The organism is Pseudomonas sp. LD120, from assembly GCF_009861525.1.
Lineage (GTDB): Bacteria > Pseudomonadota > Gammaproteobacteria > Pseudomonadales > Pseudomonadaceae > Aquipseudomonas.
This window is the reverse complement of the sequence record NZ_WVHL01000002.1, coordinates 520,354-533,291: the sequence shown is the minus strand read 5'-3', so window position 1 is coordinate 533,291 and position 12,938 is coordinate 520,354. Positions and strand designations below refer to the sequence as shown.

The 12,938-nt window shown below is 63.1% G+C and carries 14 protein-coding genes and 1 pseudogene; 7 read left to right on the top strand and 8 right to left on the bottom strand.

The window, feature by feature from the left end; genetic code table 11:
• The first annotated feature begins 127 nt into the window (after positions 1-127).
• A complete protein-coding gene (locus tag PLD_RS05425; protein ID WP_159890561.1) occupies positions 128-661 on the top strand; it encodes a hypothetical protein in 534 nt (177 codons plus the stop codon).
• A gap of 50 nt (positions 662-711) precedes the next feature.
• Here PLD_RS05425 and PLD_RS05420 read toward each other — a convergent pair whose 3' ends face one another.
• Positions 712-1,707 carry an aldo/keto reductase gene (locus PLD_RS05420; protein WP_159890559.1) on the bottom strand — a complete coding sequence of 332 codons (996 nt, stop codon included), beginning with the start codon at positions 1,705-1,707 and terminating at the stop codon, positions 712-714.
• Positions 1,708-1,827: 120 nt separating this feature from the next.
• Here PLD_RS05420 and PLD_RS05415 point away from each other — a divergent pair, with 120 nt between their 5' ends.
• Positions 1,828-2,742, top strand: coding sequence for a LysR family transcriptional regulator (locus PLD_RS05415; RefSeq protein ID WP_159890557.1), 915 nt, complete (start codon positions 1,828-1,830; stop codon positions 2,740-2,742).
• A 93-nt stretch (positions 2,743-2,835) separates the two neighbouring features.
• Here the strand turns inward: PLD_RS05415 and PLD_RS30595 are convergent, their stop codons facing one another.
• A complete protein-coding gene (locus PLD_RS30595; RefSeq protein ID WP_256674551.1) occupies positions 2,836-2,964 on the bottom strand; it encodes a hypothetical protein in 129 nt (42 codons plus the stop codon).
• Between the two features lie 171 nt (positions 2,965-3,135).
• On the opposite strand from PLD_RS30595, the gene PLD_RS05410 reads away from it, so the two are divergent.
• Positions 3,136-3,324, top strand: a complete 189-nt coding sequence (locus PLD_RS05410) for a hypothetical protein (RefSeq protein WP_159890555.1) — start codon at positions 3,136-3,138, stop codon at positions 3,322-3,324.
• A 12-nt stretch (positions 3,325-3,336) separates the two neighbouring features.
• Here PLD_RS05410 and PLD_RS05405 read toward each other — a convergent pair whose 3' ends face one another.
• Positions 3,337-3,717: a fe2+ zn2+ uptake regulation protein gene (locus PLD_RS05405; RefSeq protein ID WP_159890553.1), complete on the bottom strand. Its 381-nt coding sequence runs from the start codon at positions 3,715-3,717 to the stop codon at positions 3,337-3,339.
• Between the two features lie 293 nt (positions 3,718-4,010).
• Between PLD_RS05405 and PLD_RS05400 the strand changes: the two genes are divergently transcribed.
• Positions 4,011-6,341 (top strand): acylase, encoded by a 2,331-nt coding sequence (locus PLD_RS05400; RefSeq protein ID WP_159890551.1) that lies wholly within the window; start codon positions 4,011-4,013, stop codon positions 6,339-6,341.
• A 33-nt stretch (positions 6,342-6,374) separates the two neighbouring features.
• On the opposite strand, the gene PLD_RS05395 is transcribed toward PLD_RS05400, so the two are convergent.
• Positions 6,375-7,376: a FecR family protein gene (locus tag PLD_RS05395; RefSeq protein ID WP_159890549.1), complete on the bottom strand. Its 1,002-nt coding sequence runs from the start codon at positions 7,374-7,376 to the stop codon at positions 6,375-6,377.
• 276 nt (positions 7,377-7,652) lie between these two features.
• Between PLD_RS05395 and PLD_RS05390 the strand changes: the two genes are divergently transcribed.
• Complete coding sequence (locus tag PLD_RS05390; protein ID WP_159890547.1) at positions 7,653-8,690, top strand: Ldh family oxidoreductase; 1,038 nt, start codon at positions 7,653-7,655, stop codon at positions 8,688-8,690.
• Between the two features lie 56 nt (positions 8,691-8,746).
• Here the strand turns inward: PLD_RS05390 and PLD_RS05385 are convergent, their stop codons facing one another.
• Entirely contained in the window at positions 8,747-9,067 is a 321-nt protein-coding gene (locus PLD_RS05385) for a YqjD family protein (protein WP_159890545.1), read from the bottom strand.
• 222 nt (positions 9,068-9,289) lie between these two features.
• Here PLD_RS05385 and PLD_RS05380 point away from each other — a divergent pair, with 222 nt between their 5' ends.
• Positions 9,290-9,544 carry a hypothetical protein gene (locus tag PLD_RS05380; RefSeq protein ID WP_159890543.1) on the top strand — a complete coding sequence of 85 codons (255 nt, stop codon included), beginning with the start codon at positions 9,290-9,292 and terminating at the stop codon, positions 9,542-9,544.
• On the opposite strand, the gene PLD_RS05375 is transcribed toward PLD_RS05380, so the two are convergent.
• A complete protein-coding gene (locus tag PLD_RS05375) occupies positions 9,516-10,451 on the bottom strand; it encodes a LysR family transcriptional regulator (RefSeq protein WP_159890541.1) in 936 nt (311 codons plus the stop codon). The two genes, PLD_RS05380 and PLD_RS05375, sit on opposite strands and share 29 nt — an antisense overlap.
• Positions 10,452-10,535: 84 nt before the next feature.
• Between PLD_RS05375 and PLD_RS05370 the strand changes: the two genes are divergently transcribed.
• Positions 10,536-11,456 carry a carbon-nitrogen hydrolase family protein gene (locus PLD_RS05370; RefSeq protein ID WP_159890539.1) on the top strand — a complete coding sequence of 307 codons (921 nt, stop codon included), beginning with the start codon at positions 10,536-10,538 and terminating at the stop codon, positions 11,454-11,456.
• Here the strand turns inward: PLD_RS05370 and PLD_RS05365 are convergent.
• Both PLD_RS05365 and PLD_RS05360 read right to left on the bottom strand, forming a co-directional pair.
• Positions 11,449-11,996 (bottom strand): annotated as a pseudogene (locus PLD_RS05365) (GNAT family N-acetyltransferase). The gene PLD_RS05370 and the pseudogene PLD_RS05365 sit on opposite strands and share 8 nt — an antisense overlap.
• Positions 11,996-12,904 carry a LysR family transcriptional regulator gene (locus PLD_RS05360; protein ID WP_159890537.1) on the bottom strand — a complete coding sequence of 303 codons (909 nt, stop codon included), beginning with the start codon at positions 12,902-12,904 and terminating at the stop codon, positions 11,996-11,998. Before PLD_RS05360 ends, PLD_RS05365 begins: the two are co-directional and overlap by 1 nt.
• Positions 12,905-12,938 lie beyond the last annotated feature (34 nt).

The window sequence follows — 12,938 nt, the reverse complement described above, 5'->3', positions numbered from 1 at the left end:
ACTTATTGCCATTCAGATTTTTCATTAACGGCTTTCACCCTGTTCCGAACCAACTGTAGGGGGCTTCATTGACCTGAAGGGACGGTTCTTGTGGGAGGAAGGAGGGCCGGACCACAGGAGTGTCAGCATGGCAATCGGATACGTTGGAGGCTGGACCAGCAAGGCGGGGTTATTGGTTCAGGAGGGCGGTGGCAGTTCCTCTAGGCCGGTATCGCAAAGTGCCAAGGTCCGGCAGATGCTGACCCTGGTGGGGCAGAACCCTACCGTGCTGGACATCCGCAAGATGGACCAGCTGAAGCTGCACAAGCAGATCAAGGGCTTCGATCCGACCATCGTGACCGCCAAGTCCCTGGGTAACATGAGCACCTTCCTCAAGAACAACGGCCTGATTTCCGATGTCACGGCCCTGACCTTGCTCAATGCCGGTGATCAGTTCGATCGTTTCGGCATTCCGAAGAATCCGGAGCAACCGTTCAATGCCCTCGAATACTTCGCGATGAAGCTCGATGACATCCAGAACAACAACCTCAAGGGCAACAAGTACGCCAACTACCTGATCCCTGAATACAAAAAGGCCATCTACGTGCTCCAGGGCCTGCAGAACTACGGCAAGGGCAACGGCACGACGGTGACCGACAAGAACGTCTCGGCCAAAGCCTGATCCCGTCGCGGGGTGCGCGGGTTATCCCGGCGCACCCCGGGCTGCAAGCCTCAGCGATTGAGCAGCGCCATCACCTCTTCGTCATAACGCGGCCCAGCAGTGCTCTGTGGGCTGAAAATCCCCTCCAATGAAGCCAGCTCCGCCGTGCTCAGTGTGATGTGCAGTGCTGCCGCGTTTTCCTCCAGATACCGCCGTTGCTTGGTGCCGGGAATCGGAATCAGGTAGTCGCCCTGCGCCAGCACCCAGGCCAGGGCCAGTTGCCCGGCGCTGACCTGTTTGTCCGCCGCCAACTGCTGTACCTGTTGCACCAGCTGCAGGTTGTGCTGGAAGTTCTGGCCTTGAAAGCGCGGGCTCAAACGCCGGTAATCGTCGGCGGCAAAATCATCCGGGCTTTGCAGGGCACCGGTGAGAAAGCCTCGCCCCAGGGGGCTGTAGGGCACAAAGGCGATTCCCAGGCGTTTGCAGGTGGCAAGGCAGCCGTTGTCTTCCTGGTCGCGGCTCCACAATGAATATTCGCTTTGCAGGGCGCTGATGGGATGCACCTTGTGGGCGCGTTCCAGGGTGGCCGCCGAGGCTTCGCTGAGGCCCAGGTAGCGCACTTTGCCGGCCTTGACCAGATCGGCCATGGCACCGACGGTTTCTTCGATGGCCACGTCCGGATCGACCCGGTGCTGGTAGTACAGATCCAGGGTCTCCACCCCCAGGCGCCGCAGGCTGCCGTCGATGCTGGCGCGCACATATTCCGGTCGGCCGTTTACCCCGCGGGCCTTGGCGTTGCCGGGATCGCGGACAATCCCGAATTTGCTGGCCACGAACACCTGTTGGCGTTTGCCGCGAATCGCCTGGCCGATCAGCTCTTCGTTGCTGTGGGGGCCGTACATGTCGGCAGTGTCGAGCAGCGTGATCCCCAGCTCCAGGGCTCGGTGCAAGGTGGCAATGGCCTCCTTGGGATCGCTGCCTGTGGTGTAGAAATCGCTCATGCCCATGCAACCCAGGCCAATGGCGCTGACCTGCGGTCCGTTATGACCCAGTTGTCGAGTGTGCATCGATGAAAACTCCGTCGAATGGGGAAGGAGGTGCATTGTGCTACTCGACAAAAAGCCGATAAACAGGCTAAAAGCGCTATCACTATTTTGATTTTCTAAACAATATCGGGGCGGTATTCCATGGACCGTTTCAACGCCATGCGCGTTTTTACCCGCATCGTCGAGCTTGGCGGCTTTGCCAAAGCGGCCGATAGCCTGCAACTGCCAAGGGCGTCGGTGACCATCCTGATCAAACAACTGGAGGCCCACCTGGGGGTGCAACTGTTGCATCGCACCACCCGCCAAGTCAGCCCGACCCTGGATGGCAGCGCCTATTACCAGCGTTGTGTGCGGCTGCTGGCGGACCTGGAGGAAGCCGAGGCGGTGTTCTCACAGGCGCGGCACAATCCGCGGGGCACCTTGCGCGTCGACATGCCGGCGGGCATCGGCCGGCTGATTGTGATTCCCGCGCTGCCGGAGTTCAGCGCCCGCTATCCGTTGATCGAGCTTGAGATTGGCCTCAACGACCGCCCGGTGGACTTGATCCGCGAAGGCGTCGATTGCGCCCTGCGTGGCGGCCTGGTCTTGGATGACAGCCTGGTGGCGCGGCCACTGGTGCAATTGCAGCAAGTGACCTGTGCCAGCCCCGACTACCTGCGTCGGCGGGGCATTCCGCTGTCGCCCCAGGCGCTGGAGGGGCACCAGATGGTGGAGTACTTTTCCAGCGTGACCGGCAAGCGTTACGGCCTGGAGTTCTACTTGGGCGGGCGACTGCGCCAGTTGGATCTGCCCAAGCAAGTGGCGGTCAACAGTGCCGACGGTTACCTGGCGGCCTGCGAAGCCGGCTACGGGCTGGTGCAGACGCCGTATTACAACGTCGCCCGGCAATTGCGCAGCGGAGCCTTGCAGGAGGTCCTGGAGGATTTCCCCCCGCCGGCGATGCCCCTGACCGCGCTTTATCCGCCGCAACGGCATCTGTCCACCCGGGTGCGGGTGTTCGTCGATTGGCTGGTGCAATTGTTCGCCCGTCCGGGCCATCACACCTCGCGGCCCTGAGGGGCGCGTCGCCAGAGGGCAAAACGCCCGCGGCAGGGCGGGCGTCGGGTTGGATGCTGCAGACCGTGCAGCAGCGACGATGGGCAGGCTGGCTCAGCGGCGGTAGTCACCCGGGCCGCCATCGTAGTGACGATGATGCCCACCATCGTGGGGCATGATAATGCAGCCCGACAGGGTCAACAGGGCCAGCAGGGGAATCAGCAGTGTGATTCGACGGAACATTTCTCAATCCTCAAAGGCACAGGGAATACCGCGAGGCGACAAGCAGGAAAAAACTCGTTGGCGCCTGTACCATGTGACCCCGATTTGTGCCGGCCATCCCCGAAACCGGGTATGTGCTTGGCATGGCACTTGATACAAAGTGGATACAATTTCAGCTTCAGGACCCCCGCAATGACCCAGAAACAACGCTTGAAATACTCGATTCTGATTTCCCTGATGGTACTGGGAATCATGCTCGGCTTGTCCTCTCTGCAGAACAACGGCGTGATCAGCGAAAAAATCTTCCAGTACATCGCCATTGGCGTGGCAGTGATCGTAGTGGTGATCAATGGCGTGATGCGCCGCAAGGTCAAGCCCTGACCCGACCCTGGGTCAGATCTGGCCGTCGAGCACCGCGGTCGCCTTCTGATGCAGGCTGTAGCTTTTATCGGCATTGAGGGTAATCACTCCCTCACTGCACAGGCGCTTCAAGACTTCCCGCACACTGAGAAACGACAGGGGAATGTCCAGCTCCAGCAGTTGACTGTGGATCCCGCGTACGCCCAGGGAGCGTTCGTTTTGGGCGGCGGTGAGCAATGCATCGATGACTTTCAGGCGAATCAGGCTGGTGCGCAGGCCAAAGCTTTTCAGCAGGTGCTTGATTCGTTCGTTGCTGTTGCGCTCGGCGTTGTTGCCGAAAACACCGGCGCCGGCATTCAGGGATGGCGTGCTGTTCGCGGGGGTGCCGTCCGTTGGCAGTTGCGGGTTGTACATGCAAAAACTCCTTAGCAGAGCCTGACCAGGAAAGAATGATAGATGCTCTAGTGACTAGACGAGTGAGCGCCGCGAATCATGAAGGCTTAAATGTAGAAAAATTGTCGGTATCAGGTTGCTGACCTGTCATAACGCCACTTCTCTCACCCTGGATTAATTTTTCGTCGCGGATTTCGTTTGTAGGGGCAGGCAGGCCTCGGTTGAACCGCGCGCCGCCCGATCCCCAGACTGGCGGCATTGCCCTGCGTTGCTGCACACCAGTCCTGGTTTGTTTTGTTACATCAGGAGTCGGCGTGATTATGTCCAGGCAGTTACCGCATGTTGGCCTTGCAGCCCTGTTTTTCAGCCTCAGTTGTGGTGCCGCGACGTTGCCCCAGACCGAGCAAACCCAAGCCGAGATTCGCCGCACCGCCTTTGGCGTGCCGCATATTCGCGCCGCCGACGAGCGCGGCCTGGGGTACGGCATTGGCTACGCCTATGCCCAGGACAACCTGTGCTTGATGGCCAATGAAGTGCTGACGGTGAACGGCCAGCGCTCGAAGTACTTCGGCGCCCAGGAGCAGACCCTGGAGCAACGGGACAACCTCAGCAGCGATGTGTTTTTCAGTTGGTTGAACCCGCCGGAGGCGGTGAGCGCCTTCTGGCAGGCGCAAACCCCGGCGATGCGCGAGCGCATGCAGGGTTATGTTGAGGGCTTCAACCGGCACTTGGCCGAGCGCCGCCGCCAAGGCTTGCCCGAGCAGTGCCAGGGCGAGTGGGTAAGGCCGCTGCTCACCTCCGACCTGGTGAAGCTGACCCGGCGCCTGCTGGTGGAAGGCGGCGCCGGTCAGTTTGTCGAGGCCCTGGCCGGGGCCATGCCGCCGGGGGGGCTGGCGCAGACCCCGGTGAAGGCCCGCGACTGGCGCTTGGCGGCCACGCGCCTGGAGCGTTTCGCCCTGGATCGAGGCAGCAACGCGGTGGCCATTGGCAGTGAGCGCTCGTTCAACGGGCGCGGGTTGCTGCTGGCCAATCCGCACTTTCCCTGGGTGGGCGGCATGCGCTTTTACCAGATGCACCTGACCATTCCCGGGCAGTTGGATGTGATGGGCGCGGCCTTGCCGGGTCTGCCGCTGATCAACATTGGCTTCAACCAGCACCTGGCTTGGAGCCACACTGTAGATACCTCCAAGCATTTCACGCTGTATCGCCTGCAGCTGGACCCCAAGGACCCGACCCGCTACCTGCTGGACGGGCGCTCGCTCCCCTTGCAGCGCCAGACGATCACCGTGCAGAGCAAGGGCGCGGACGGCCGCTTGCAGAATCAGACGCGAACCCTGTACCGCTCGGTCTTTGGACCGATCGTGCAGTGGCCCGGCGAACTGGACTGGGATCACCGGCAGGCCTACAGCCTGCGGGACGCCAACCTCGACAACAGCCGAGTGCTGACCCAGTGGTCTGCGATGAATCAGGCCCGTAATGTCACCGAGCTGCAGGACAGCGTGCACCGGATCCAGGGCATTCCCTGGGTCAACACCCTGGCAGTGGATGATCAGGGCCGGGCGCTGTACATGAACCAGTCGGTGGTGCCCAACGTTACCCAGGCCAAGCTGGCGCAGTGCAGCGATCCACGGCTCGCCAGCGCGGTCATCGTCCTCGACGGTTCGCGCAGTACCTGCGCCTGGGATATCGACCCGACGGCGGCCCAGCCGGGGATTTTTCCCGCCAGCGCGCTGCCGCAGCTGGCCCGTCACGACTACGTGCAGCACGCCAACGACTCGGCTTGGATGGCCAACCCGGCGGCGCCGCTGCAAGGCTTTTCGCCGGTGATCAGTCAGCAGGACGTACCGTTGAAGATGCGGGCGCGCTTCGCTCTGGATCGACTGAGCCGGATGCACAAGGCTCAGGTCAGCGATCTGCAACACATGGTCACCGATGATCAGGTGTACCTGGCGGGCCTGGTGATGCCGGACTTATTGCAATTTTGTGAGCAGGACCTGGGACCAGATGCACAGCGTCTGGCGCCGCTGTGTGCCAGCCTCAAGTCCTGGGATCGCAGCGCTGGCTTGCAGGCCGGGCTCGGGTTTGTGCATTTTCAGGGGATCATGCAGAGGCTGTTGCATAATACGGCGATCTGGCGCGTGGCCTTTGACCCCAAGGATCCGCAGCACACTCCACGGGGCTTGGCCATCGGCCGCGCGTCGGTGGCCCAGGCCCTGCGCAAGGCAATGCTGGCTTCGGTACAGCAAGTGGCGGATGCGGGGCTGGCCGCTGATGCGCGCTGGGGCGAGATCCAGCAGGTGAGCCAGGGCGGACGCCCGACGGCGGTGCCCGGCGGCCCGGAAAACCTCGGGGTGTACAACGCCATCCAGAGCGTGCCCGGCGTCGCCGGCAAGCGCGAGGTGGTGAGCGGCACCAGCTACCTGAATGTGGTCAGTTTTGATGAGCAAGGTCCGCGCGCCTTGGGATTGTTGGCGTTTTCCTTGTCCAGTGACCCGGCGTCGGCGCACTTTCGCGATCAGACCGAGGCGTTTGCCCGCCAGCAGTGGAGTGTGTTGCCTTTTACCGAAGCGCAGATCCGCGCCGATGCGGCGTATCAGCGGCTGGTGATTCACGAGCCGCGGCATTGGCACACAAGTGATGAGTGAACAACACCGGACCGCCCCGACAGAGGGCACTCTTCAGCTTTTGGGCGGCGACTGTGGCAGTGAATTGATCACCGGATTGCCGTCATGATTGCGTGTCAGGTAGACCGGCAGGACCTTGGGCAGCGAGGTCAACAGGTGCTTGACCTCCCGGGTGTTGTAGATGCCGCCGATGCGGATCCTGGCGGTCTGGTTGTCGGCCACTTGCACGGGTTTATCGAGGTAACGGTTGATCAGCGGCAGCGCCTCGCCGAGGGCCAGGTTATCCAGCACCAGCTTGCCGTTGCGCCAGGCCAGGGTGCCGTCATCGCTGTAGGTCTGGCTGATCTGCGGCTCAAAGTCACCGGCCTTGTAGCGCGCCTGCATGCCTGGCTCCAGGCGCAAGCCTGAGCCGGGCAGTGCGGTGTTGCTGCTGACCAACACTGAGCCCTGGAGCAAGGTCACCCGTACCTGGTCTTCGTACATCCACACGTTGAATTGAGTGCCGGTGACCTTGACCTGACCCTGGGCGGCCTTGACCACGAATGGGTGGAGGCTGTCGTGGCTGACCTTGAAGAACGCCTCGCCCTTGTTCAGGGTGACCCGACGCTGGTCCTTGTAGTTGCTGTAGGTCAGGACGCTGCCCAGGTTCAGTTGCACCAGGCTGCCGTCGGCCAACGTGACGCTGCGCAGGCTGTCACTGGCTTCAAAACGCTCGTAGGAGGAGGGCACCCAACCCAGTTGCCAGCCGCTGTAGCCAGCCAGCGGCAGGGCGCACAGGGCAATGGCCGCAGCCACGCCGTAACGCCGCCAGGCGTACCTGGGGGCGGTTTTGATTGAGGTGGGAGGCGGCGTGGAAGGGGGCAGTTGATCGGCCACTTGCCAAATCTCGCGCATCGCCTCGTACTCGAAGGCGTGCACTGGGTTGGCATCATGCCATTGCTGAAAGGCCAGTCGTTCGGCATCGCTGCAGTCGGGCTCATGCAGGCGCATGCACCATTGCGCAGCCGCTTCGGTAATGGCGTCGTATTCGGCTTCTGAGAGGGTGTGTTCGCTCATTGACTCTTCCTGATTTCGCGCATTCTACCCTTCGCGGCCAGGCTTGTAGAACAACCGTCATGGCGAATAACTATCAAGGTGGGGGGATTTTCATCGGTTTTTTCTCGGTGCCCGCCTGTTTCGATCGCTGAAGGGGCGCGGTTGAGGGGGGCTGGCACCTTCTGTGCACGCGAACGCAGGTGGTTGACAGAGACGTCGCAAGGCGTTGTTTAATCGCTGGGCCGTCTCCCTCGTCACACGCTGTTGCCCCCTCTAATAATGAAATCGGAGCTTCAGATGCCTGAGTCGTCCCTGGTTGTTGAACCTCGCTGCGAATACCTTACGCTGCCTGCCTTGGTGCAGTTGCTGGAAACGATTTTCCTGGCCCATGGCTGCCGGGCCGAGGTGGCCCGCTGCCTGGCCGAGAACTGCGCTGGCGCCGAACGCGACGGTGCCCACAGTCATGGTGTGTTCCGCATCCCCGGTTATGTTTCGACCCTCGCCAGTGGCTGGGTTGACGGTCGGGCGGTGCCGTTGGTGGAAGACGTGGCACCGGCTTTTGTTCGGGTTGACGCTGCCAATGGCTTCGCCCAACCAGCCCTGGCCGCTGCCCGCGAGTTGCTAGTGAGCAAGGCCCGTGCCGCCGGGATTGCAGTGCTGGCGATCCGCAACTCGCACCACTTCGCCGCCCTCTGGCCGGATGTCGAGCCCTTTGCCGAGGAAGGCCTGGTGGCCTTGAGCGTGGTCAACAGCATGACCTGCGTGGTGCCTCACGGTGCCGACCGGCCGCTGTTCGGCACCAACCCGATTGCGTTTGCCGCGCCCCAGGCCCAGGGCCAGCCGATCGTCTTCGACTTGGCCACCAGCGCCATCGCCCACGGCGATGTACAGATCGCCGCAGGCAAGGGTGAACGCTTGCCCCCGGGCATCGGCGTTGACAGCCTGGGCCAGCCGACCCAGGACCCCAAGGCGATTCTCGAAGGCGGCGCTTTGCTGCCGTTTGGTGGGCACAAGGGGTCGGCGCTGTCGATGATGGTGGAGTTGCTGGCCGCGGCGCTCACCGGGGGGCATTTCTCCTTCGAGTTCGATTGGTCCAGCCATCCCGGGGCGAAGACGCCATGGACCGGCCAGTTGCTGATCGTGATCGATCCGAGCAAAGCCGCGGGGCAGAACTTTGCTGAGCGCAGTCAGGAGCTGGTGCGGCAGATGCATGCCGCAGGGCTCAAGCGCTTACCGGGAGCTCGCCGGCATCAGCAGCGTGAGCGTTCGTTGCATCAAGGGATTGCCATTGCCGCTGAGGCCTTGCAGCAACTGCGAGCCCTGGCGCAAGGTTGAAGTGATAAAAAGGCCAGGCCGCCCATGGCGTGCCTGGCCTTGAAAAACCCTATCGATTACGAACGGCGGCCCAACAACAGGCCGACCACCAGGCCGACGCCGGCGGAAATCGCCACGGTCTGCCACGGATGGCCGCCGATGTACTGTTCGGTGGCGTCCACCACCGGCTTGCTGCGCTCGCGCACCTTGCTCACCGAGTCCAGCGCTTGCTTGAGCTTGACGCTCACTTGTTGACGCAGGCTTTCACCTTCGTCGCCCATCAGCGTCGCGCTGCCCTTGAGCAGTTTCTCCGACTCCTCGATCAGCGCTTGCAGTTCGCTGAATGCCTGATCCTTGATTTGATCGTTTTCCGCTTGCGCGGCAGATTTACGAGCCATGAACGGGTTCCTTGAAAATGTGGCCAGTGGCGCTACGGCGGGTCTGCGTCAGAGCCAATCGCAGCCGGCGGCAAGGGCTACAGAGTTGATGGTGTGACAAGCAATGGAGTCTGGCGCGGCACTAAAAGTTGCAGCTATTTCGCTGTGTGCGGGCCGCTGCGGGGTAAACCTGCAGCGCCTACAGTGTAAGATGTCGCCCATTTTACGCAGCAGGAAATTCCCATGAGCTTCAATCTGGCTAACAAGTCCATGGCCGAGCGGGCCGCCATCGAGGACGAAAAGTCCCGCCTGTTCGACTTGTGGCAAAGCAACCTGGGCAAGGCCAAAGGCGAGGCTGCCCGCTTGTTCGGCGAGCGCGGCAAGCGCAAGGGCAAATGGGCCGAGTGGGTTCGCGCGGAGCTCGACGGCCTGTCGCCGCCGGAGTACTCCAACATGGTACGCAGTGAAGTCAATCGTCTGATGGCGGCGAACAAGTAAGCGCAAAACTCTCGACGATCGCCTCGCGCACCTTCACCAGCAACGGGTCGACCTGCGCGCTGGTGCGCCAGCCCAGTTCAATTGGATAACGTGGCAGCGCCAAGGGGCAGGGCAGCGGTTGCAGGCCGGTGAGCTCGGCGATGCGCCGCGCGGCATGGTCGGGAATGGTCGCCACCGCCTGGCTGCCCTTGAGCAGAAAGGGCAGCGCGGCGAAGTGCGTGGTCGAGGCGCACACTCGGCGACTGAGGCCCAGGTTTGCCAACCCTTCATCGGTGATGCCGATAAAGCCTTGGGACGACACCAGCAGGTGCTCCCGTTCGACGAACTCTTCAAGACTGATGCGTTGCTGTCCGGGAGCCAGGCTGGCCGGGTCGGCCAGGCACAGGTAAGCCCCTTCTCCCAGCACCTGGCGGCTGAGCAGGCGTTCGGCAAAACCGCCGGCACTGATGGCCAGGTCAACGCTGCGCTGCAACAGCGCCTCGGCGACGATCTGGCTGTGGGTCTGGCGGAAAATCAGCCGTAGCTTGGGCGCCCGTCGGGCCACGGCCTCGATCATCTGCCGACCATAGGCAATCTCGAAATCATCCGACAGCCCGACTGTCACCGAGCGCCCCTGATAATCGCCGGTGTCCGGAGCGACCATGGCCAGGCTCTGCCGGCATTTGTTCAAGGCATCGCTGACTACCGGCTTCAACTGATTGGCCTTGAGGGTCGGTGCCAACCCGCGCCCGGTGCGCACGAACAGCGGATCGCCATACAGCTCCCGCAGCCGGCGCAAGGCCGCGCTCATGGCCGATTGGGTGACCCCCAGGCGCAGGGCCGCGCGGCTGGCGCTGGACTCGTCATGCAAGGCTTCGAAGGCCTTGAGCAGGTTGAGATCGACGCTGGCGATATTCATATGGCTCATATCATTAAGCACTGAGTTGGGGGTTATCGATAATCAGCGGCCGCAGGACAATGCGCAACACCTGATCATTCGAGGAGTCATGCCATGCCCAAGTCCATCGTCGCCGCTTTGCAAATTGGTTCCTTGCCTGAAGGCAAGGCGGCCACCCTGGAGCAGATCCTGTCCTACGAAGCCGCCATCATCGAGGCCGGCGCGCAACTGGTGGTGATGCCCGAAGCGCTGTTGGGGGGCTACCCCAAGGGTGAAGGCTTCGGCACCCAACTGGGCTATCGCCTGCCGGAGGGGCGTGAGGCTTTCGCCCGCTACTTTACCAATGCCATCGATGTCCCCGGGGTCGAGACCGAGGCCCTGGCCGGGCTGTCGGCCCGGACCGGGGCCAACCTGGTCCTGGGGGTGATCGAGCGCAGCGGCAGTACCTTGTATTGCACGGCGCTGTATTTCGACCCGCAGGCGGGGCTGTTGGGCAAGCACCGCAAATTGATGCCCACCGGCACCGAGCGGCTGATCTGGGGTAAGGGTGATGGTTCGACCCTGCCGGTACTGGACACCCAGGTGGGCCGGCTCGGCGCGGTGATCTGCTGGGAAAACATGATGCCGCTGCTGCGCACCGCGATGTATGCCCAGGGCATCGAAGTCTGGTGCGCGCCGACGGTGGACGAGCGGGAAATGTGGCAGGTGAGCATGCGCCATATCGCCCACGAGGGCCGCTGCTTCGTGGTCAGCGCCTGTCAGGTGCAGGCCTCGCCCGAGGAACTGGGACTGGAAATTGCCAACTGGCCGGCGCAGCGCCCCTTGATTGCCGGGGGCAGCGTGATCGTTGGGCCCATGGGCGATGTGCTGGCCGGGCCGCTGGTGGGCCGAGCCGGGCTGATCAGCGCTGAGATCGACACCGCCGATCTGGCGCGGGCGCGTTATGACTACGACGTGGTCGGCCATTACGCACGCCCGGATGTATTTGAACTGACCGTGGACCAGCGCGCTCGCCCCGGGGTGCGCTTTACCTGAGCCGGCGCCACTCTTCGCGGGTGATTTCCCACAGCTCCACGGGGAACCGCCCGCTGACGAATTCGCCGTCCCGTGACTCGATCAGGCGCATGCCGCCACGCTCGGAAATCCGCCGTGACCCCTGGTTCGGCGCCGCCTTGGGCACGCGCATCAACGGCCGTTGCAGCACCTCGAACCAATAGTGGTCCACCGCCTTGCAGGCCTCGCTCATGTAGCCCTGGCCCTGCCACGCCGGGGCCAGCCAGAAGCCGCGGTGGTTTCGGTTTCATCCATCAGGCTGATACTGCCGATCAGCTGCTGCGGGGCGCTGTGCCGGCGCAGGGTCCAGTGCCACTCGGTGCCCCGGGCCATGGCCGGCAGGGCCAGGTCACGCACGAAGCTCAAGGCGCCGTCGGCCGGGTAGGGCCAGGGCACCAGGGCGTTGAGGTAGCGCACCACTTCCCAGTGTGGAAACCGTTGCTGGATGGCGTCGGCATCCGCCAGTTCCAGGGGCCGCAGCAACAGGCGCTCGGTGCGCAGGGTGGGCTGGTCGCCAATCATCATGACTCCTTGTGAGGTTTGCCGAGCAGCAGATGCTCGCCGAGAAAGTCGACGAACACCCGCAGCTTGGGCAGCAGGTGCCGGCTGCTGGGCCAGAGGATGGAGAACTTGCCGCGTTCTTGCTGGAAGTCGTCCAGCACCGACACCAGGCTGCCGTCGGCCAGGGCGCCGCTTACCACGAAATCCGGCACGTAGGCGATGCCCAGGCCCTGGGTCGCGGCATGGATCAGCGATTCCAGGTTGTTGCTGGTCAGGGCGCTGCCCAGCACCAGCGGCGTTGGGCTGTCGGCCAGGTGCAGGCGCCACGGCTGCAGCTGGGGGCCACCGGGGAACTTGTAGCGCAGGCAGGCGTGCCGCTCCAGCTCCCTTGGACTGTGCGGGATGCCGCGGCGAGCGAAGTAGCCGGGGGCGCCGACCAGCACGAAGCCAAAAGGCCCGAGGCTGCGGGACCTGAGCTGGGAGTCCGGCAACTCGCCGCTGCGAATCACCGCGTCCACCCCTTCGGCGATGACGTCGATCAGCCGGTCGTTGAAATCCAGGTCCAGTTCGATGTCCGGATAGCGCGCGGAGAACGCCGGAAGGATCGGCAGCAGCATGCGATAGCCGATGGCCGGCAGGCTGACCCGCAACCGCCCTCGAGGCGCATCGCTGAGCCGTGCCAGCTCGGCTTCTGCCTCGTGCACCTCGTCGACGATGCGCTGGCCGCGTTCATAGAACAGTGCGCCTTCATCGGTCAGGCTCAGGCGCCGGGTACTGCGATTGAGCAGGCGTACGCCGAGGCGCTGTTCCAGGCGTGCCAGGGCCTTGCCCACCGCCGAGGCAGACAGCCCCAAGCGCTCGCCGGCGGCCACCAGGCTGCCGCTCTGGACCACGCAGACAAACACTTGCAGGCCGTTCAAGTTGTCCATGGTGCACCTCAATTGCGGCATTTTTGTCCGTAAA